Source organism: Streptomyces sp. NPDC051940 (assembly GCF_040680895.1).
Lineage (GTDB): Bacteria > Actinomycetota > Actinomycetes > Streptomycetales > Streptomycetaceae > Streptomyces.
This window is the reverse complement of the sequence record NZ_JBFAXR010000007.1, coordinates 86,467-103,447: the sequence shown is the minus strand read 5'-3', so window position 1 is coordinate 103,447 and position 16,981 is coordinate 86,467. Positions and strand designations below refer to the sequence as shown.

19 protein-coding genes are annotated in these 16,981 nt (G+C 70.9%); 12 read left to right on the top strand and 7 right to left on the bottom strand.

Translation table 11 applies throughout. The annotated features are described in order from the left end of the window. Window positions 1–32: 32 nt before the first annotated feature. Complete coding sequence (locus AB0M28_RS05375) at window positions 33–1,577, bottom strand: DUF6801 domain-containing protein (protein ID WP_365398072.1); 1,545 nt, start codon at window positions 1,575–1,577, stop codon at window positions 33–35. Window positions 1,578–1,796: 219 nt separating this feature from the next. Further along, window positions 1,797–2,474, bottom strand: a complete 678-nt coding sequence (locus AB0M28_RS05370) for a hypothetical protein (RefSeq protein WP_365398069.1) — start codon at window positions 2,472–2,474, stop codon at window positions 1,797–1,799. Between the two features lie 556 nt (window positions 2,475–3,030). On the opposite strand from AB0M28_RS05370, the gene AB0M28_RS05365 reads away from it, so the two are divergent. The 5 genes from AB0M28_RS05365 (at window position 3,031) to AB0M28_RS05345 (ending at window position 7,200) form a co-directional block, all read left to right on the top strand. Then, window positions 3,031–4,248, top strand: a complete 1,218-nt coding sequence (locus AB0M28_RS05365) for a helix-turn-helix domain-containing protein (protein ID WP_365398067.1) — start codon at window positions 3,031–3,033, stop codon at window positions 4,246–4,248. A 296-nt stretch (window positions 4,249–4,544) separates the two neighbouring features. Next, window positions 4,545–5,774, top strand: coding sequence for a helix-turn-helix domain-containing protein (locus AB0M28_RS05360; RefSeq protein ID WP_365398064.1), 1,230 nt, complete (start codon window positions 4,545–4,547; stop codon window positions 5,772–5,774). A gap of 120 nt (window positions 5,775–5,894) precedes the next feature. After that, window positions 5,895–6,356, top strand: a complete 462-nt coding sequence (locus tag AB0M28_RS05355; protein WP_365398061.1) for a prevent-host-death family protein — start codon at window positions 5,895–5,897, stop codon at window positions 6,354–6,356. Then, entirely contained in the window at window positions 6,353–6,709 is a 357-nt protein-coding gene (locus AB0M28_RS05350; protein WP_365398058.1) for a hypothetical protein, read from the top strand. Before AB0M28_RS05355 ends, AB0M28_RS05350 begins: the two co-directional genes overlap by 4 nt. A gap of 161 nt (window positions 6,710–6,870) precedes the next feature. Then, window positions 6,871–7,200 (top strand): helix-turn-helix transcriptional regulator, encoded by a 330-nt coding sequence (locus tag AB0M28_RS05345; RefSeq protein ID WP_365398056.1) that lies wholly within the window; start codon window positions 6,871–6,873, stop codon window positions 7,198–7,200. A 22-nt stretch (window positions 7,201–7,222) separates the two neighbouring features. Here the strand turns inward: AB0M28_RS05345 and AB0M28_RS05340 are convergent, their stop codons facing one another. Both AB0M28_RS05340 and AB0M28_RS05335 read right to left on the bottom strand, forming a co-directional pair. Continuing rightward, window positions 7,223–8,434 (bottom strand): acyl-CoA dehydrogenase family protein, encoded by a 1,212-nt coding sequence (locus AB0M28_RS05340; RefSeq protein ID WP_365398053.1) that lies wholly within the window; start codon window positions 8,432–8,434, stop codon window positions 7,223–7,225. Window positions 8,435–8,449: 15 nt separating this feature from the next. Then, window positions 8,450–8,917: an SCP2 sterol-binding domain-containing protein gene (locus tag AB0M28_RS05335; RefSeq protein ID WP_365398051.1), complete on the bottom strand. Its 468-nt coding sequence runs from the start codon at window positions 8,915–8,917 to the stop codon at window positions 8,450–8,452. 82 nt (window positions 8,918–8,999) lie between these two features. On the opposite strand from AB0M28_RS05335, the gene AB0M28_RS05330 reads away from it, so the two are divergent. The 3 genes from AB0M28_RS05330 to AB0M28_RS05320 all read left to right on the top strand — a co-directional run bounded on the left by AB0M28_RS05330 (window position 9,000) and on the right by AB0M28_RS05320 (window position 10,463). After that, window positions 9,000–9,647 (top strand): TetR/AcrR family transcriptional regulator, encoded by a 648-nt coding sequence (locus AB0M28_RS05330; protein WP_365398049.1) that lies wholly within the window; start codon window positions 9,000–9,002, stop codon window positions 9,645–9,647. A 151-nt stretch (window positions 9,648–9,798) separates the two neighbouring features. Then, window positions 9,799–10,128 carry a type II toxin-antitoxin system RelE/ParE family toxin gene (locus tag AB0M28_RS05325; RefSeq protein WP_365398169.1) on the top strand — a complete coding sequence of 110 codons (330 nt, stop codon included), beginning with the start codon at window positions 9,799–9,801 and terminating at the stop codon, window positions 10,126–10,128. Further along, window positions 10,125–10,463, top strand: a complete 339-nt coding sequence (locus tag AB0M28_RS05320; RefSeq protein ID WP_365398047.1) for an XRE family transcriptional regulator — start codon at window positions 10,125–10,127, stop codon at window positions 10,461–10,463. Before AB0M28_RS05325 ends, AB0M28_RS05320 begins: the two co-directional genes overlap by 4 nt. Here the strand turns inward: AB0M28_RS05320 and AB0M28_RS05315 are convergent, their stop codons facing one another. Further along, window positions 10,464–10,724: a hypothetical protein gene (locus AB0M28_RS05315; protein ID WP_365398044.1), complete on the bottom strand. Its 261-nt coding sequence runs from the start codon at window positions 10,722–10,724 to the stop codon at window positions 10,464–10,466. A gap of 164 nt (window positions 10,725–10,888) precedes the next feature. On the opposite strand from AB0M28_RS05315, the gene AB0M28_RS05310 reads away from it, so the two are divergent. Beyond that, window positions 10,889–11,149, top strand: coding sequence for a type II toxin-antitoxin system Phd/YefM family antitoxin (locus AB0M28_RS05310; protein ID WP_365398041.1), 261 nt, complete (start codon window positions 10,889–10,891; stop codon window positions 11,147–11,149). Then, a complete protein-coding gene (locus AB0M28_RS05305; RefSeq protein WP_365398037.1) occupies window positions 11,146–11,376 on the top strand; it encodes a hypothetical protein in 231 nt (76 codons plus the stop codon). Before AB0M28_RS05310 ends, AB0M28_RS05305 begins: the two co-directional genes overlap by 4 nt. 38 nt (window positions 11,377–11,414) lie before the next feature. Here AB0M28_RS05305 and AB0M28_RS05300 read toward each other — a convergent pair whose 3' ends face one another. Together AB0M28_RS05300 and AB0M28_RS05295 are read right to left on the bottom strand one after the other, a co-directional pair. Continuing rightward, complete coding sequence (locus tag AB0M28_RS05300) at window positions 11,415–12,320, bottom strand: MaoC/PaaZ C-terminal domain-containing protein (RefSeq protein WP_365398034.1); 906 nt, start codon at window positions 12,318–12,320, stop codon at window positions 11,415–11,417. After that, on the bottom strand, window positions 12,320–13,642 hold the full coding sequence (locus AB0M28_RS05295) for a 3-oxoacyl-ACP reductase (RefSeq protein ID WP_365398031.1): 1,323 nt from the start codon (window positions 13,640–13,642) through the stop codon (window positions 12,320–12,322). Before AB0M28_RS05295 ends, AB0M28_RS05300 begins: the two co-directional genes overlap by 1 nt. Before the next feature lie 100 nt (window positions 13,643–13,742). Here AB0M28_RS05295 and AB0M28_RS05290 point away from each other — a divergent pair, with 100 nt between their 5' ends. Both AB0M28_RS05290 and AB0M28_RS05285 read left to right on the top strand, forming a co-directional pair. Beyond that, entirely contained in the window at window positions 13,743–15,032 is a 1,290-nt protein-coding gene (locus tag AB0M28_RS05290; protein ID WP_365398028.1) for an acetyl-CoA C-acetyltransferase, read from the top strand. A 37-nt stretch (window positions 15,033–15,069) separates the two neighbouring features. Continuing rightward, window positions 15,070–16,974 carry an AMP-dependent synthetase/ligase gene (locus AB0M28_RS05285; RefSeq protein WP_365398026.1) on the top strand — a complete coding sequence of 635 codons (1,905 nt, stop codon included), beginning with the start codon at window positions 15,070–15,072 and terminating at the stop codon, window positions 16,972–16,974. The last annotated feature ends 7 nt before the right edge of the window (window positions 16,975–16,981 follow it).

Below are 16,981 nucleotides of genomic sequence, written 5' to 3'. Positions count from 1 at the left end.
GCCGGTCGGGAGCACACGCTTGCTGATCGGTATCAGCGTTGCGGGTCCGGACGCGGTGGGTCCGGGCAGTAGCGGTTGTTCGGGCTGGTGGGCTCTGTGGCGCACAGGGGCGCCTGCGTCAACTTCGTGAAGTTGTCGGGTCCGGAGAGGGCGGACGTGAAGACGTTGTCCAGATCCTCATGGACCCCGCAGCCCGAGAACGGCGGTATATCGGCCCACCCGGTCAGGGGTCCCCCATTGGTCACCGTGTAACCGAAGGATTGATGGGTGGCCCCGTCCACGCCGCCCTTCCCCACCAGCCGCTGGTCCATCGGCCGGACGGTGCGGCAATTGGGGCCCACATCGAGTTTTACGCCGTTCACCTTGACATCCGAGATGCGAATCCACACCTTGGCGTCGGATATCACCGTCTCGTGCTGCACCCCAGCCACGAGGAGAGGGTACGCCGTGATGTTGACCGGACCGTCCACGATCAGCTCGACTGTGGCAGTCGTCGGCATGAAGCCATAGGTCAGCATGGTGGCCCGAGCCGGCGGGAACTGCGACCTTCCCTGTTCGTCGGAAATCCTGCCCCGCGCGTAGTAACGAGTTGCAACCTTGCCGTTACAGAGGAGCACTTCGAAACGGGTGAGCAGGTCAATGTCGACCAGATGTGCCGGCTCCTGGAGGAACACCGCACTGCCCAGCTTCGCCGCGTTCGCGTACCCGGCAAGGTATCCGTGTGCAAGCGGCTTGGGGCCGGGTTCGATCACTCGGAGTACCGTGCACCCCTTGCCCGGGTCCTCGAAGGGCGGTGCGGCGTTCGGCTGCACATCGTCCGGGGCGGTTTCCCCGGAGACGCGCGGCTGGTCCGGTGGAGAGCCGACCTCTCCCTTTGCCGACGTGGAGGGTCCGACGGACACCACAGCCAGGGTGGCCTGAGTGTCCGGGGCGAGTGCGCAGCGCACGTCAGTCTCCGTGTCCGCCTCTGCAGTCTCCGCGGTCTCTGAGGTGTTCTCGGCGTCCGCCCCTGAAGCGCGGACGCCGAGAACGAGCCGGACCTCGCCAACGGTGAGCGTGAGATCGCCACGGGATCCGCTGGACACCCACGGGACATCGCCCCGCGCGCCGAACACGGCGTCGCCCTTGGACGGGAGCTGCGTCTCAGGAATGGCCAGGTTCCGCCAGGGGGCGATGGTCGGTTTGCCTGCGGCGCCCTCCTGCGTCATCGCGACGTCGAGTTCCGCCGTACCGCTCGCAACGGCGGCGGAGTCCGGGGCGGTCCCGTCGCCCCCCGTGAGGACGTACGCCGGCAGGCTGACATCGAGCGCGACGTCAGTCGGTTTGATCTGCTCGCCGGGCGAGACCGTACGTGGCAGGGTCGCGGTCACTGCGACGTGCGCGTCGTAGGTACCGGACGGCAACGTGCACTCGTAGGGCAGCGAAACGGTCCAGGTGCGCTCCCCGTGGTCTGCGGCGGCGGCGACCGTACCGGGGATCGCCCCCACGAGCAGGAACGCCGCTCCGACCGGGGCTGCTCGCACAATGGCACGGCGAGACCAACCGCATGTGCCGGGCCGGGTGCGTGCTAGTGCCATGAATCCTCCACGGCGATCGTCTCGCCCATCGGCGGGAGTCTAGGAATGTGTCGCGTAGGTGACTACGTCTGGCGTGCGGTTTGCTCATCTGCCGACAACCGCGTTGTCAAAAAGTGAGCAGTCCCGGGAACAGCGGGACACGAAGCGCGGTGGCCGACCACACCCGTGGTCGGCCACCGCCTTGAACCGAGTGCCACCCTCAGCGAGCGGCGCTCGCTGTCAGCTGCCCGTGATCACAGGCGAGGTCGAGCCCGACAGCACCGTGTAGTCGCCGGCGAAGGTCGCGGTGTCACCGACGATGCTGCATGCGGGGCCGGTCTTGTTGCTGATCGTGAGGTGGTGCAGCCCCGCGTCAGCCACCTTGAGCTTGCCGTTCGAGCCGCCGGGGCCCGGGTTGTGGTAGGTACCGTCCACGGACCCCGACACATCGAACTCACACGAACCGATGATGGTGTCGCCAGTCAGGTGCACGCTGACGATGTTGTCGAGGAAGCCCGTGACGAGCCCGGTGCCGTTGTCGCCGCCGCCGGGGGTGTAGTCGGTGCCCTTGATGTTCCAGCTCGGGGTTCCGGTACTCACCGTCCAGGTACTGCCGAGCGGCCCGTTGCACGGCGTGTTGAACGCCGCGGCGGTAACTGTTGCGAGCGTCGCCGGGTTACCGGTCTGCGGCGAGGACTTGAGCGCGCCGGACGCACTGGACGAGGCACAGGTGATCTGGTTCCCGAGGTCGTCCGTCAAGGTGGTCGTGCCTGCCGAGGCCGTGAAGTTGGCACCGGACGGGGAGATCGTCCAGTTGGTGGGCGCCGCGGACGCCGACGGCGCCAGGAAGGCGACCGCGCCTGCTGCGACTCCGACGACAGTTGCGATGCGCCTGGTCTTACGCATGGGTTCCTCCAAAGTCGAGTTCCAAGTCCTGGCGGCGGCTTTCGGTGTCCCGAACCCGAAAGACTCTGACCGCCTGCCGACATTCCTTCTTGGCGCCCTTCCTGGACTACTCCCGGCTCGCCCGACACAGAATCTCGACGAAGCCGTTGAAACCGAGCCCCGCGGTTGCGACGTTCCGCGACAGCGAGGCGCTACGCTTTCCGGATAACACCGGGCCAAGCAACCTGACTTCCAGCGCTCACGGACACTACGGGCAAGTAACCTGGGAACGCAACGCCCCTGCCGGAGATGGGGTCATGATTCTTACCGAGGGGTAATTCCTTGTCACCGGAGCAACATTCCGCTTCCAGGGTTTGTCGCCAAGTGCGCAATCTGCTGCGAACCTCTGCCCGAACGCCCGCCATGCCGCCATGCTGATCGGCGTCACCCCGGCCGCCCCGACGCCCCACCGCCGGCCATGGAAGAACCGTGGTCAAGCGGCCCGATACCCCGACCTGCCCCGATCGACACACCACCACCGTCCACCACACCGCCGCCGGCCGGACCGCTCTGCGGCGGAGGAGAGACAATGCCGGGACCACACCCGTCCGCCGCGCTGGCACAGCCGCCCGAACCGCTGCCGCAGGAAATGGCCGCCATCATGCGGCCGGAATTACCGAGCCTGATCACCGAGATATCGCGGGAAATCGGGCGGGCAATTCCCGAGTACAGCGACCTGCTCGACGGCCCGTACGGCCGCGTCGTACAGGAGGGCATCGAAAGCAACCTCTCCGCGTTCGTTGAGCACGTCGCCACCCCCACCGCCTCCACCACCCGGCGCGACGAGATGTGCCGGAAACTGGGGCGGTTCGAGGCGTACGAAGGGCGCAGTTTCCATTTCCTGCGCATGGCGCTGCGGATCGGCGCGCGGGTTTCCCTGCGGCGGGCGAAGTCGCTCGCCTCCCGCTACAACCTCTCGCCCACCATCATCGCCATCTTCGCGGACACCGTCTTCGCGTACATCGACGAGATCGAGGCGCTGTGCCGCGAGGGCTACGTCCAGGCGCAGGCCGAACCCCACGAGGAGATCGGCTCGTTGCGGCGCAGGCTGCTGCGGCTCGTCCTGGCCGGCGGTTCGACCCCCGCCCATCCCGCCGTGGCCGAACTGGCCGAGACGGCCGGCTGGCCGCTCCCCGACGAGGCCACCCCCGTCGCGCTCGGCCACGGGCGGGCCGTGGACCGCGCGGTGCTGGACGAGGACATCCTCATCGAGGACGACGACCCCCAGCCGCATCTGCTCATCCCCGGGCCGGTGACCGACCGGCGGTTGTCCATGCTGCGCACCGCGCTCACCGGGCGGCGGGCGGTGATCGGCCTGACCGTGGCCCTGTCCGAGTCGGACGACTCCCTGCGTTGGGCGCGGCGGCTGTTCGCCCTCGCCGACGCGGGCGTCGTCGAGCGGACACCCGTACTCCACAGCGAGGAGCACCTGGTGACGCTCCTGCTGCTCTCCGACCTCCCGCTGGTGGAGGAGCTGGCCCGGCGCGAACTCGAACCGCTCACCGACCTCACGCCGATGCGGCAGGAGCGGCTGATCGACACCCTGCGCGTCTGGCTCACCACCCGGGGCACGGCGGCCGAGATCGCCGGCGAACTCGACGTACACCCGCAGACCGTCCGCTATCGGATGCGCAACCTCGGCCACACCTTCGGCGAGCGGCTGCGGCAGCCGGAGAGCCGGTTCGCGATCGAGGTGGCGCTGCGGGCCCAGTTCCTGAAGGAGGGGCGGGGCGCGGAGTCGGACTGACGCGCCCCTCAGCAACAGGACCGGACCCTACGGCCGTTCTACCGGGCAGTTTGTCAAACCCGCTTAGGAAAGCGCGTGCACGGGGAGTGCCTGCATACGCCAATTGTTCTAACGTTAACGATGCAACGTGTGTTCCAGGTCACGCTCTGGGGTCGCTGCTGCTCTCCCCCCACGCCAGCAACACCCCAGGTCAAACACGCCTAGCTGCCGACCGGCGCGCGTGGTCCATCGGCCGTGCCCCTACCACGGCCCTGCCGCCGCCTGCGTTACGGCCGGTCAGGTGAGGGGTTCGCCGTATGCAGTCCGCAACACGCACGCCTCCGCTCGCAGACCCGCCCCCGCTGCCCCAGCAACTGGCGGCGGTCATCCGGCCGGAGCTGCCGAGCTTGTTCAAGGAGATCCTTGATGAGATACGCCGCGCACTCCCGGAGTACGCGCACGCCAGGGGGTCCGCCTATGACCGGGCCCTGAGAACCGGGGTGGAGCGGTCGCTCGACGGCTTCACCGAACGGGTCGCCGCCCCGCAGGCGGCGACCAGCCAGTTCGACGACGTACACCGCATGCTGGGCCGCTTCGAGGCCCAGGAGGGGCGCAGTCTGGACTCGTTACAGGCCGCGTACCGCATCGGCGGGCGGGTCGCCTGGCGCCGGGCCATGAAGGTCGGCGAACGGCACCGCATCTCCTCCCAGGTGATGATCGTCTTCGCGGACGCCCTGTTCGCGTACATCGACGAGCTGTCCCTGCTGGCCCGCGAGGGATACCTGGAGGCCCTGTCCAGGACCTCCGAGGAGCGGGAGGGCGCACGCCGCCGGCTGGCCCGGCTGCTCGTGTCGGACACGCCCATGTCCGCCGGCGCAATCGGGGCGCTGGCGGAACGGGCGCAGTGGCCGCTGCCGGAGACGGTCACCCCCGTCGCGCTGCGGGGCGAGGCGCAGGCTCCGGCCAGGCTGGGCGGGGACGTCCTGTGCGATACGGCGGGCAGTCAGCCGTTCGCGCTGATCCCGGGGCCGGTGGACGAGCAGCGGCGCGAGGCGCTGCGCGCCGCGGTGCCGCACTCGCTGGCCGGCGTCGGGCTGACCCTGCCGCTGCACGAGGCGGCCGACGGATTGCGCTGGGCGCGCCGGGTGCTGCGGCTGGCGGAGACCGGGGTGGTGCGGGACGGGCCGCTGGTGCACTGCGAGGAGCACCTGGTCACGCTGTGGCTGATGTCGGACCCGGCGCTGGTGGAGCAGATCGCGAACCGCCGGCTGGCGCCGCTCGCGGGGCTCACCGCGTCCCGGCGGGACCGCCTGACGGAGACGCTGCGGATCTGGCTCACCACGCGGGGCACGGCGGCGCACATGGCGGAGCTGCTGAACGTCCACCCGCAGACGGTCCGTTACCGGCTGCGGATCGTCGAGCAGCTCTTCGGCAGCGAGGTGGACGACGTGGAGGGCCGCTTCGCCCTGGAGGCGGCCCTGCGCGCGGTGGAGCTGCGCAACCGCTCGCACCTGGCGGAGGTGGCCCCGACGCACGACGAGGGCTGACGCCCCTCGGCAGCGACCCGGGGCCGGGCGCCCGCAATGCGCCCGGCCCCGGGGCTCGTGCGTGATCGCGGAACCTGCCGCCCGCTTGACTTCTGAACGTATTCCGAACTACCGTGAGGTATGGCTACGCCCACGGTGTCGTTCTCCGAGCTGTCCCGGAACTCGCGGCATGTCGCCGAGGTGGTCGACCGCAACAAGCGCGTACAGGTAACGCGCCGCGACGGCGAGGACATGTACCTGACCGTCGCGCGCCACGACCGCCAGCGGGACGAGACGGCCGAGGTCACGGCGCGGCTGCTCGCGGCGCTGATCGCCAGCACGGAGGGCGCGAGGGCCATAAGAGGCGCCCTCCCGGCCGTCTTCCCCTGGATGCGGCACCTCTCGGCCGACGAGGTCCGGGAGTTCGTCGCCGACCTGATCGCCGCCACCCAGGACGCTGTCGACCTCGACGTCCACGCGAACCTCCACCGCACGATCGTCGAATGGCGCGCGACGGCCCGCATCCTGGCCGATCCGGAACTGGCCGAAGAGGCCCTGCGGAGGCTGCCGGACGAGGACCACGGCGAGGTGACGGCACCTTGACGCCGAAACGCGGCGATGACGTCGCACCCCCTGCTGTCGGTAAGGAATGGCGGCTGCGGTTCGCGACGAACGAAGCCGCGAAGGGCTGGGGAGAGCTGGGCGCTGCCGCACCCGGCAACACCCGGCGTTGCTTCGAAGCGCTGCGGACGGCACCAGAGTCTTTGGCCGACCCGGATCGGCAGCACCGGCTGCGCGGTCGACTGGGCACCGCCGTGCTCGGCGGAACGACGCTTCCCCAGTGGGAGTACGAGGTCACGGCAGGTGGGCGGGTCCGCTATCTCGTGGACGCGGCAAGGCGCACCGTGCATCTCGTCTACGCCTCGCCCCGCCACCCGAAGGACACGGAAAGCTGACGCGTCCTGGCCGTCACGGAGGCGCCGCCAACCCCGGCACTCGATGAGTGCGGCCCCCCGCGCCGCACGCCGTACGGCCCGGCACCGGGCGCCCGCAATGCGTCCGGTGCCGGGCCTGTTCGTGAGGGCTCGACGAAGTCGCCCGCAGGAAGGAGGGATCCATGGCGAAGGGTTACCACAGCAGTTGGCGGGTGCCCGACGAGGTGCGTTTCAGCGAGGAGTACCTCGGCGCGGCGCGCGCCAGTGCCTTCGGGCAGGCGGTCTACGACCGCCGTACCCAGCTCGGCCTGTCGCAGACCGAGCTGGCCAGGCGGGCCGGTATGACCCAGCCCGGGGTCTCCCGGATCGAACTGGGTGGGACGACGCCGACGCTGCCGCTGCTGTCGCGGCTGGCGGAAGCCATGGACGCCGACCTCGACATCCATCTCAGCCCGCGCGAAGGCCGCGCCTCCGTCCGCTTCACGCCGGTCGGCCCCGAGGCTGCGGCCTGAGCCCCTGCCGCGGCCGGGGGTGTCACCGGATCTGGCGGCCTGAGATCGCGCGGGCGATCACCAGGCGCTGGATCTCGCTCGTGCCCTCGAAGATCGTGTAGATCTTGGCGTCCCGGTACATGCGCTCCACCGGGTGTTCGCGGCTGTAGCCCGCGCCGCCCAGGATCTGGATCGCCTTCTCCGTCGCCGAGACGGCCAGTTCGCCCGCGCGGAGCTTCGCCATCGAGCCCTGGGCCGCGTCGAAGACCTTGTCGTTACGGGCCATCCACGCCGCCTGCCAGATCAGCAGGCGTACCGCCTCGATCTCCGTGCGGATGTCCGCGAGCGAGAACGCGATCGCCTGGTTCTCGACGATCGGGCGGCCGAACGCCTCGCGGTCGCCGGCGTAGTCGAGGGCGTACTCGTACGCCGCGCGCGCGATGCCGAGCGCCTGGGCGCCGACCGTGGGGCGGGAGACCTCGAAGGTCGCCATGGCCGCCTGGCCCTTCGACGTGGACCCCTCGCGGGCGCGCGCGAGGCGGCGGTCCAGGCGGTCCTTGCCGCCCAGAAGGCAGCTGCCGGGGACGCGTACGTCGTCCAGGAAGACGTCCGCCGTGTGCGAGGCGCGCAGCCCCAGCTTCCTGATCTTCTTCGCGCCGGCCAGGCCCGCCGTCCCGGGCGGGACGATGAACGCCGCCTGCCCGCGCGCCCCCAGCGACGGGTCGACGGAGGCGACGACCACGTGGACGTTCGCGATGCCGCCGTTGGTGATCCACGCCTTCTGGCCGTTGATCACCCACTCGTCCCTCGCCTCGTCGTACCGCGCCCGCGTCCGCATCGCGGAGACGTCCGAGCCCGCGTGCGGCTCGGAGACGCAGAACGCGGCGACCTTCGGGTCGTTCTCGTCGCCGAAGCACTCCGGCACCCAGTCCGCGAGCTGGTCCGGCGTACCGGCGGCGAAGATGCCCGCGACGGCGAGCGACGTGCCGAAGAGCGCCATGCCGATGCCGGCGTCGCCCCAGAACAGCTCCTCGTTCGCGATCTGCAGCGAGATGCCGCTCGGGTCGCCGAAGAGGTCGGCCAGCGACTCGAATCCGTACAGGCCGATCTTCGCCGCCTCCTGGATCACCGGCCAGGGAGTCTCCTCCCGCTCGTCCCACTCGGCGGCGGCCGGGCGTACGACGTCCCTGGCGAAGCCGTGCACCCAGTCGCGCAGATCGCGCTGGTCCTCGTCGATGTCGAGGGAGAAGGCCATGTCGTCGCGTCTCCCTTACGCCTTGGGGATGTCGAAGTAGCGGGTCAGCCCGGCGGCGAAGCCGACGTCGCCCGCGATCTTGAGCTTGCGGGTGACGAAGAGGGTGACCGGGTTGCCGTTGCCGGAGGTGAGCTTCAGGAACGCCTCGTCGCCCATGACGAGCGTGGTGCGGGGCTCGGCGTCGCTGCGGCCCTCGGTGACCTTGATGTCGCCGTGGTCGATGGCCGTCTCGTAGACGAGCTCGGTGACGCCGGTGATCTTCCAGCGGACCAGGGCCTTCAGGGAGCCGGCCATGTCGGAACGGAACTGGCGGCCCATCCGGCCGAAGATCTCGGCTACGACGCGGGCGCGCAGCGGCTCGTCCGCGGCGATCTCGGTGATCTCCCGGCCGGAGAGGCCCTTCACTATCCGCGCGAACTCCTGCGGGGAGACGGATCCGAAGTCCAGGTCCGCGATGCCGTTCGCGCCGGTCTCGTTGCTCATCTGCTGCCCTTCCGACAGTCCTTACCCGGGAGTAAACTTACCGTGGAGTTAAATTACTGCCCCGGCGGATAGGCTGGCAAGCGTGAGCGACAAGGTCAGGCGGAGACTTCCCCGCGAGGTGCGGGAGCAGCAGATCATCGACGCGGGGATCCAGGTGTTCTCCAAGCGCGGCTACCACGCGGCGGTGGTCGACGAGATCGCGGACCTGGCCGGCATCTCCAAGCCGATGGTGTACCTCTACTTCGGCTCGAAGGAGGGCCTGTTCATCGCGTGCATCCGGCGCGAGGGCGAGCGCATCACGGCGGACTTCCAGCATGCGGCCGGGGCCGCCCCGGACGCGGAGTCCCAGCTCTGGGCGGGCCTGTCGGCGTTCTTCGCGTTCGTCGCGGGCCACCGCGACGGCTGGGTCGTCCTCTACCGCCAGGCCCCCGAGATGGGCGGCGACGTGGCGGCGGAGGTCAACCGCCAGCGGGCGTCGGTGATGACGGCGGTCGCCGCGCTGGTCGCCCACGGCATGAACGGCTCCCAACTCCCGCCGGGCGAGGCGGAGTTCGTGGCCCACGCACTGGTGGGGGCGGCGGATTCCCTGACGGACTGGATGGAACGGCATCCGGGAGAGTCGGCGGAGCGGGTGACGGTGCGGCTCATGAACATGGTGTGGGTGGGCATGCGAAACGTCCTCGACGGCGAGGCGTGGGCGCCGCCTTCCGCGGCGCGGGAGGCGGAGTAGCACTCGCCTCGCCTGCGGGGCTGGGCGACCGCAAGGTCCCCCGCACGGGTGATGCTGCTGGATTACCAGGATCCTGGTTAACGCTTGCATTAACTTGCAAGCCGTGGCTCAATGGGAAGTGATCCTCGTTTCAGAGGTAGCTGAGTGGTTCATGGAACTGGCGGAGAGGGACTGGGACAGCGCCGAGCAGGTGGAAGACGCTATTGACGCACTGGCCGCTTACGGACCAACGCTGGGCAGACCGCTCGTCGACCGGATCAAAGGCGCTGAGCAGCATCACCTGAAGGAACTGCGCCCAGGATCGTCCGGGTCGAGCGAGATCCGCATCCTGTTTGCCTTCGACCCGGTCCGCCGCGCCGTCCTGCTGGTGGCCGGGGACAAGGCCGGGAGCTGGAATCGCTGGTACGAGGCCAACATTCCGGTCGCCGAGAAGCGCTATCTGACGCATGTCGGCGAGCTCGAGACCAGGGAGTACGAATGAGTACCGTGGGTTGGGAGGAGACCAAGCGCCGGGCGCGGGAACGCCGCACGGCCGCTGGGCTTCTTGTGCGCTCCGCCGAGGAGAAGAAGACCGCGATGGACCAGCTGATGGCCGAGGTGCGGGCGTACAAGCTGGCCGAGGTCCGCAAGGAGCAAGCCCTGACCCAACGAGACGTAGCCGCGGCCATGGGTGTCTCGCCCCCACGAGTCTCGGCGATCGAGCACGGCGACACGGACCGCACCGAGGTCGCAACGCTGCGCTCCTATGTGGAGGCACTGGGAGGCAGGCTCCGGGTGGTCGCCGATTTCGGGGACACGGAATACACGGTGGCCTGATCAGAGCGGCGCTTGCCTCCCACCCGCACCCATCACGCGGTCGTGCCGGAGAACGGCCCGCGCCGCCGTGATCTCTTCGGCCGTCAGCGGGTCGTTGTCGGTCTCGAAGTCCTGGACGATCTCCCGAAGCCCGTCCGCGGCGATCCGCTGCGCGAGGGCTTCGGCCACGTAGGCCGAGAAGCCGTCAGGGCCGACGCGGTCGCGGATGGTCTCGGCGAGCTCTTCGGGAAGGCTCACGGAGTACTTCTTGCTGCCTGCCATGCACCTCATGCTGCCGCAGGTGGCACGGCTTCGGGGCCTCAACGTCACGGCGCGGGGGAGGCGGGCTGCGCCGGGCGCGACCCGCGACCGGGACCCGGCGCCCTCCGGCGACGGCAAGCTGCGATGAAGGCACGCTTCGGTGACCTTCCCCCGTACGGTGGTGGGTGACGGAGACGACCTACTCGATCGTGGAAGCCCGCGCCCGTCTCGGCGCCATCGCGCGCATGGTCGGCGCAACACGTGAACCGGTCGCGATCACCGATCACGGGCAGACCATCGCGATTCTGGTCAGCCCGGCCGACGTCCTGGAGCTGGAGGAGCTGCGCGCACTCGCCGCCTACCGCGCCCACCAGGAGCGGGGTGAGAGCGCGGGCATTCCGCACACCGAGGCACATCGCCGCGTATTTGGCGGAGACGAGACATGACGCACGAAGCCTTCCGGGATCCCGAGGCCATCGACGTAACACCGGGGCAGATGGCGGACGACGACATCGTGGCGCGCCGTTTCGCCGGCATAGACGCGGCGATCGCCGCGACCGAAGCCGCTCCTGCGCCGAGTGGCGTCGACGCGGGCATCACCGATGCGGACGTCGCCGCCGCGCGAGCCGGCATCGCACGGGCCCTGGCGGCCTCGGAGGACCACACCGCATGAGTCGTCCCGTATCCGAACGCTGCTCCAGCGTGCGCTTGTCAGTCCGCCACCCCAGCAATGACCCCCCGCAGGTGCTCCCGCTCCCCCGAGCGCAGCTCGAACGCCACTCCCTCCCCCGTGCGCGCCGCGCGGAAGCGCGGGGTTGACGGGAGTAGGGCCGGGGCGCGGAAGGTGACCTCCGCGGTGAAGGTCTCCGGGAGGAGGTCCGCGGTCGACAGGGTCGCCAGCGCGTGGGCCTTTGTCCACATGCCGTGGGCGATCGCTCGGGGGAAGCCGAAGAGGCGGGCTGTCAGGGGGTGGAGGTGGATGGGGTTGCGGTCGCCGGAGGCCGCGGCGTAGCGGCGGCCTGTGGCGGGGGTGAGGGGCCAGGGCTCGTCCAGGGTCGGGGCCTCGAAGTCCGGGGCCTCCGGCGGGGGTTCCGCGCCGCCAGGGGCGCCACCCGAGCCCTCGCCCGAGCCCTCGCCCGAGCTCCCGCCCCCGCCCCCGCCCCCGCCCCGCGAGAGGTACGTCGAGACCTCCCGCCACACCGGCGTCCCCGCGGCGGACGCCGTCGCGTGGACGTCGAACGTGCGGCCCTTCGGGTGCGGGCGCGGCTGGTCGATCCACACGTCGTACGACAACGCCTCCGCGGGCGCGACCCGGCGGAGCTGGTCGATCCGGTTCGCCAGATGCACCAACCCCAGCACCGGGAACGGGAAGTCCCCCGCCGTCATCAGCCGCATCGCGAGCGGGAACGCCACGATGTGCGGGTACGTCGGCGCCAGCCGGTCCGCGGCGGGGTCGAAACCGCACACCTCGGCGTAGCGGCGCAGCTGCCCCGCGTCCGGCGCGGGCGCGCGGAAGCTGAGCGTCCGCGCGGGGACCGGTCCCCGCGAGCGGCGGCGCGGCAGCACCGCCCTGACGTACAGACCGGCCAGCCCCGGAGCCTTCGACACGGTCGACATCACGCCCCCAGCAGACCCTGGCCGCACACCCGCAGCACCTGGCCGGTCACCGACCCGCTGCCCGGCGCGGCGAAGTACGCCACCGTCTCGGCCACGTCCACCGGCTGGCCGCCCTGCTTCAGGCTGCTCATCCGGCGCCCCGCCTCGCGGATGAAGAGCGGGACGGCCGCGGTCATCTGGGTCTCGATGAAGCCCGGCGCCACCGCGTTCACCGTGATGCCCCGGTCCGCGAGCGTAGGCGCCAGCGACTCGACGTACCCGATCAGACCCGCCTTGCTCGCCGCGTAGTTGGTCTGGCCGACGTTCCCCGCGATGCCGCTGATCGACGAGGTGCAGACGATACGGCCGCCGTCCGCCAGGACCCCCGCGTCGAGCAGACGCGCCGTGAGCGTCTCCACCGCGGTCAGGTTGACCGCGATCACCGCGTCCCAGCGGGCGTCGTCCATCCGGCCCAGGGTCTTGTCGCGGGTGATGCCCGCGTTGTGGACGAGGACGTCCAGCCCGCCCTCCCCGAAGTGCGCCGCCAGCTTCTCCCCCGCGTCGGCCGCCGTGATGTCCAGCTCCAGCGCCGTACCGCCGACCCGGGCGGCGACCGCGCGCAACTCCGCCGCCTGGGACGGCACATCGAGCACGACCACCTTCGCCCCGTCCCGGTGCAGGGTCTCCGCGACGACCGCGCCGATGCCCCGCGAGGCTCCGGTGACCAGGGCGGTACGCCCGGCGAGCGGGCGCTCCCAGTCCGCCGGCGCGCCCGAGGCCGGGCCCGTCAGCCGCAGCGCCTGCCCCGACACGAACGCCGAGCGCGGCGACAGCGCGAAGCGCAGCGTCGACTCCAGTCCGTCCTCCGACCCCGGTGCCACCAGCAGCAGATGCGCCGTCGCGCCCCGCCGCAGCTCCTTGCCCGCCGAGCGGACGAAGCCCTCGATCGCCCGCTGCGCCGTGGCCTCCGCGACCGAGCGGGAAAGCTCGGGCGGCGTACCGAGGACGATCAGCCGGCCGCAGGGGGAGAGGGAACGGATCCGGCCGTGGAAGAAGGCGTACAGCGCGCGCAGTTCACCGCTGGAGGTGATCCCGGTCGCGTCGAAGACCAGCGCATGCGGCCGCTCCGCCTCCGGGACGACCTCCGCCGCGCACGACTCGAGCACGGCGCGTACGGACTTCAGCAGCCGGCCGTCCTCGGCCCCGCCGACCACGACCGGGCCCGGAACCACCGGATCACCGGGATGATGGCGGCGGAGCACCTCGGGGCGCGGCAGGCCGAGTCGCTTCGCCAGAAAGCCCCCGGGGCCGCCGGTCGTGAACTTCTGGTAGCGATCAGCCATTGCCAACTCCTTACGGATGAGTAAGTCTACCGAAGAGTAAAGTTAGCCCGGCCTCCACACAAGGTCACGTAACGAGACTGCCGAGCCGAGGAGCACACTCATGACCACCGCACCCCGCCGCGTCGCGGTCGTCGGCGGCAACCGCATCCCCTTCGCCCGCGCCGACGGCCCGTACGCGACCGCCTCCAACCAGGAGATGCTGGGCGCCGCCCTCGACGGCCTGCTCCAGCGGTACGGCCTGCACGGGCAGCTGCTGGGCGAGTTCGTCGCCGGGGCCGTGCTGAAACACGCCCGGGACTGGAACCTCGCCCGCGAGACCGTCCTCGGCAGCGGCCTCGACCACCGCACCCCCGCGTACGACATCCAGCAGGCGTGCGGCACCGGCCTGGAGGCCGTCATCCTCGTCGCCAACAAGATCGCCCTCGGGCAGATCGACGCGGGTATCGCGGGCGGTGTCGACACGGCGAGCGACGCGCCCCTCGGCGTCAACGACGAGCTCCGCAAGGTGCTCCTGAGCGCCCGCCGCGCCAAGACCACCGGCCAGCGGCTGGCCGCCCTCGCCAGGGTCCGCCCGCGCCACGTCGTCCCCGACATCCCCCGCAACGCCGAGCCCCGCACCGGTCTTTCGATGGGCGAGCACGCCGCACTGACGGCGAAGGAGTGGGGCGTCACCCGCGAGGCCCAGGACGAACTGGCCGCCACCAGCCACCAGCGGCTGGCCGCCGCGTACGAGGCGGGCTTCTTCGACGACCTCGTCACCCCCTTCCGCGGCCTGACCCGCGACCAGAACCTCCGCCCCGACTCGACGGCGGAGAAACTCGCCAAGCTGAAGCCCGTCTTCGGCAAGGGCCCCGACGCCACGATGACCGCCGGGAACTCCACCCCGCTCACCGACGGCGCCTCCACCGTGCTGCTCGCGAGCGAGGAGTGGGCGGCCGAGCGCGGGCTGCCGGTCCTGGCGTACGTCTCCTTCTCCCGTACGGCCGCCGTGGACTACGTCGAGGGGCCGGACGGACTGCTGACCGCCCCCGCCTACGCCGTACCGAGGCTGCTCGCCGACGCGGGGCTGAGCCTGCGGGACCTCGATCTGTACGAGATCCACGAGGCGTTCGCCTCCCAGGTGCTGGCGACGCTGGCCGCCTGGGAGAGCGCCGAGTTCTGCAAGGACCGGCTCGGCCTCGACACGCCCCTCGGGTCCGTCGACCGCGCCCGCCTCAACGTCAACGGCGGCTCCCTCGCCACCGGTCACCCCTTCGCCGCCACCGGCGGGCGGATTGTGGCGAGCCTCGCGAAGATGCTGCACGCGCGGGCCGTGGAGGCGCCCGTACGGGGGCTGATCTCCATCTGCGCGGCCGGCGGGCAGGGGGTGACGGCGATCCTCGAGGCGTGATCCACCCCGCAGCCGACCGCGAACAGGAGCCAGGAGCATGGGCGTACGGAAGGACCTCAAGCGAGCCAAACAGCGCAGCGACCTGGCGGGTCGCGTGGCGTACGAGGTGATCGAGAAGGACGGCGTGGTGCGGGAGGTGCGCGCCGACGCGCTGGTCACCCCGCCGGAGACCGGCTCCTGTGCCGACATCCCGTACACCAACGCCGCCGAGGCGCCGGACGCGGTCGTCATCCGCCGCAAGGAGCAGGGCGCGTGGCGTCCGGTGACGGCCGCCGAGTTCGCCGCGGACGTGACCGCGACCGCGAAGGGCCTGATAGCGGCGGGGCTGGAGCCGGGCGGGCGGGTCGCGCTGATGTCCCGTACCCGTTACGAGTGGTGCGTCCTGGACTTCGCGATCTGGGCGGCCGGCGGGCAGACCGTCCCGGTCTACGCCACGTCCTCCGCCGAGCAGGTGGAGTGGATCGTACGGGACTCGGGCGCGGCCCATCTCGTCGTGGAGACCGCGGAGAACGCCGAGACCGCGACCCGGCTCGCGAGCCCCCTGCGAATGTGGCAGCTCGACGCGGGCGGGCTGGCCGAGCTGCGCGCGCTGGGCGCCGGCGTCGCCGACGAGGAGGTCGCCAAGCGTCGCGCCGCCGTCACCCCCGACACGATCGCCACCCTCTGCTACACCTCCGGCACCACCGGCCGCCCCAAGGGCGTCGTCCTCACCCACGGCAACCTGCACGCCGAGGCGGCCAACACCATCGAGCTGCTGCACCCGGTGTTCACCGAGGTCACCGGCCAGACCGCCGCGACCCTCCTCTTCCTCCCCCTCGCCCACATCCTGGGCCGCACCATCCAGATCGCCTGCCTGCAGGCCCGGATCGAGATCGGCCACTGGCCGAGCATCAAACCGGACGAACTGCGCCCGGAGTTCCGCACGTTCCGGCCGACGTTCGTGATCGGAGTCCCGTACCTCTTCGAGAAGATCCACGACACGGGCCGCGCGACGGCGGAGAAGCTGGGCCGCGGCGCGTCCTTCCAGCGCGCGGACAACATCGCGGTCCGCTTCGGCGAGGCGTACCTCGCGAAGTACCTGGAGACGGGCAAGGGGCCCGGCGCCGGCCTGACGCTGGCCTGGGGGCTGTACGACCTGCTGGTGTACCGGCGGGTCCGCAAGGAGCTGGGCGGCCGGCTGCGGTACGCCATCAGCGGCGGCTCACCCCTGGACCGGCGCCTGAACCTCTTCTTCTACGCCGCCGGGATCATCGTGTACGAGGGCTACGGCCTCACCGAGACGACCGCCGCCGCCACGATCATCCCGCCGCTGGAGCCCCGCCCCGGCACGGTCGGCAAACCGGTGCCGGGAACGGCGGTGCGGATCGCGGGCGACGGGGAGGTGCTGGTCAAGGGCGGGATCGTCTTCGGTTCGTACTGGAACAACGCGGAGGCATCCCGGGAGGTGCTCGACGGCGGCTGGTTCGCGACGGGGGACCTCGGATCGCTCGACCGGGACGGCTACCTGACCATCACCGGCCGCAAGAAGGACATCCTCGTCACCAGCGGCGGCAAGAACGTCGCCCCGGCCGTGCTGGAGGACCGGCTGCGCAGCCGCCCGCCGGTCGGCCAGTGCATGGTGGTCGGCGACAACCGGCCGTTCGTCGCGGCGCTGGTCACGCTGGAGCCGGAGGCGATGGAGCACTGGCTGTCGGTGCGCAAACGGCCCCGGGACACACCGCTCGCGTCCCTCGCCGACGACCCGGAGGTGCGGGCGGACGTGCAGCGGGCCGTGGACTACGCCAACGAGGCGGTGTCGCGGGCGGAGTCGATACGGAGCTTCGTGATCGTGCCGGGCGAGTTCACCGAGGAGAACGGGATGCTGACGCCGTCGCTGAAGGTGAAGCGGCATGTGGTGGCTCAGGCGTACGAAGCGGAGATCGCGGGGTTGTACGCCAAGTAGGACCGGG

What these genes read in the sequence shown, in the direction of transcription:
- AB0M28_RS05375 (WP_365398072.1), bottom strand. Translation starts at nt 1,577, where the DNA reads ATGGCACTAGCACGCACCCGGCCCGGCACATGCGGTTGGTCTCGCCGT.
- AB0M28_RS05365 (WP_365398067.1), top strand. Translation starts at nt 3,031, where the DNA reads ATGCCGGGACCACACCCGTCCGCCGCGCTGGCACAGCCGCCCGAACCG.
- AB0M28_RS05360 (WP_365398064.1), top strand. Translation starts at nt 4,545, where the DNA reads ATGCAGTCCGCAACACGCACGCCTCCGCTCGCAGACCCGCCCCCGCTG.
- AB0M28_RS05355 (WP_365398061.1), top strand. Translation starts at nt 5,895, where the DNA reads ATGGCTACGCCCACGGTGTCGTTCTCCGAGCTGTCCCGGAACTCGCGG.
- AB0M28_RS05345 (WP_365398056.1), top strand. Translation starts at nt 6,871, where the DNA reads ATGGCGAAGGGTTACCACAGCAGTTGGCGGGTGCCCGACGAGGTGCGT.
- AB0M28_RS05340 (WP_365398053.1), bottom strand. Translation starts at nt 8,434, where the DNA reads ATGGCCTTCTCCCTCGACATCGACGAGGACCAGCGCGATCTGCGCGAC.
- AB0M28_RS05335 (WP_365398051.1), bottom strand. Translation starts at nt 8,917, where the DNA reads ATGAGCAACGAGACCGGCGCGAACGGCATCGCGGACCTGGACTTCGGA.
- AB0M28_RS05325 (WP_365398169.1), top strand. Translation starts at nt 9,799, where the DNA reads ATGGAACTGGCGGAGAGGGACTGGGACAGCGCCGAGCAGGTGGAAGAC.
- AB0M28_RS05320 (WP_365398047.1), top strand. Translation starts at nt 10,125, where the DNA reads ATGAGTACCGTGGGTTGGGAGGAGACCAAGCGCCGGGCGCGGGAACGC.
- AB0M28_RS05315 (WP_365398044.1), bottom strand. Translation starts at nt 10,724, where the DNA reads ATGGCAGGCAGCAAGAAGTACTCCGTGAGCCTTCCCGAAGAGCTCGCC.
- AB0M28_RS05305 (WP_365398037.1), top strand. Translation starts at nt 11,146, where the DNA reads ATGACGCACGAAGCCTTCCGGGATCCCGAGGCCATCGACGTAACACCG.
- AB0M28_RS05300 (WP_365398034.1), bottom strand. Translation starts at nt 12,320, where the DNA reads ATGTCGACCGTGTCGAAGGCTCCGGGGCTGGCCGGTCTGTACGTCAGG.
- AB0M28_RS05295 (WP_365398031.1), bottom strand. Translation starts at nt 13,642, where the DNA reads ATGGCTGATCGCTACCAGAAGTTCACGACCGGCGGCCCCGGGGGCTTT.
- AB0M28_RS05290 (WP_365398028.1), top strand. Translation starts at nt 13,743, where the DNA reads ATGACCACCGCACCCCGCCGCGTCGCGGTCGTCGGCGGCAACCGCATC.
- AB0M28_RS05285 (WP_365398026.1), top strand. Translation starts at nt 15,070, where the DNA reads ATGGGCGTACGGAAGGACCTCAAGCGAGCCAAACAGCGCAGCGACCTG.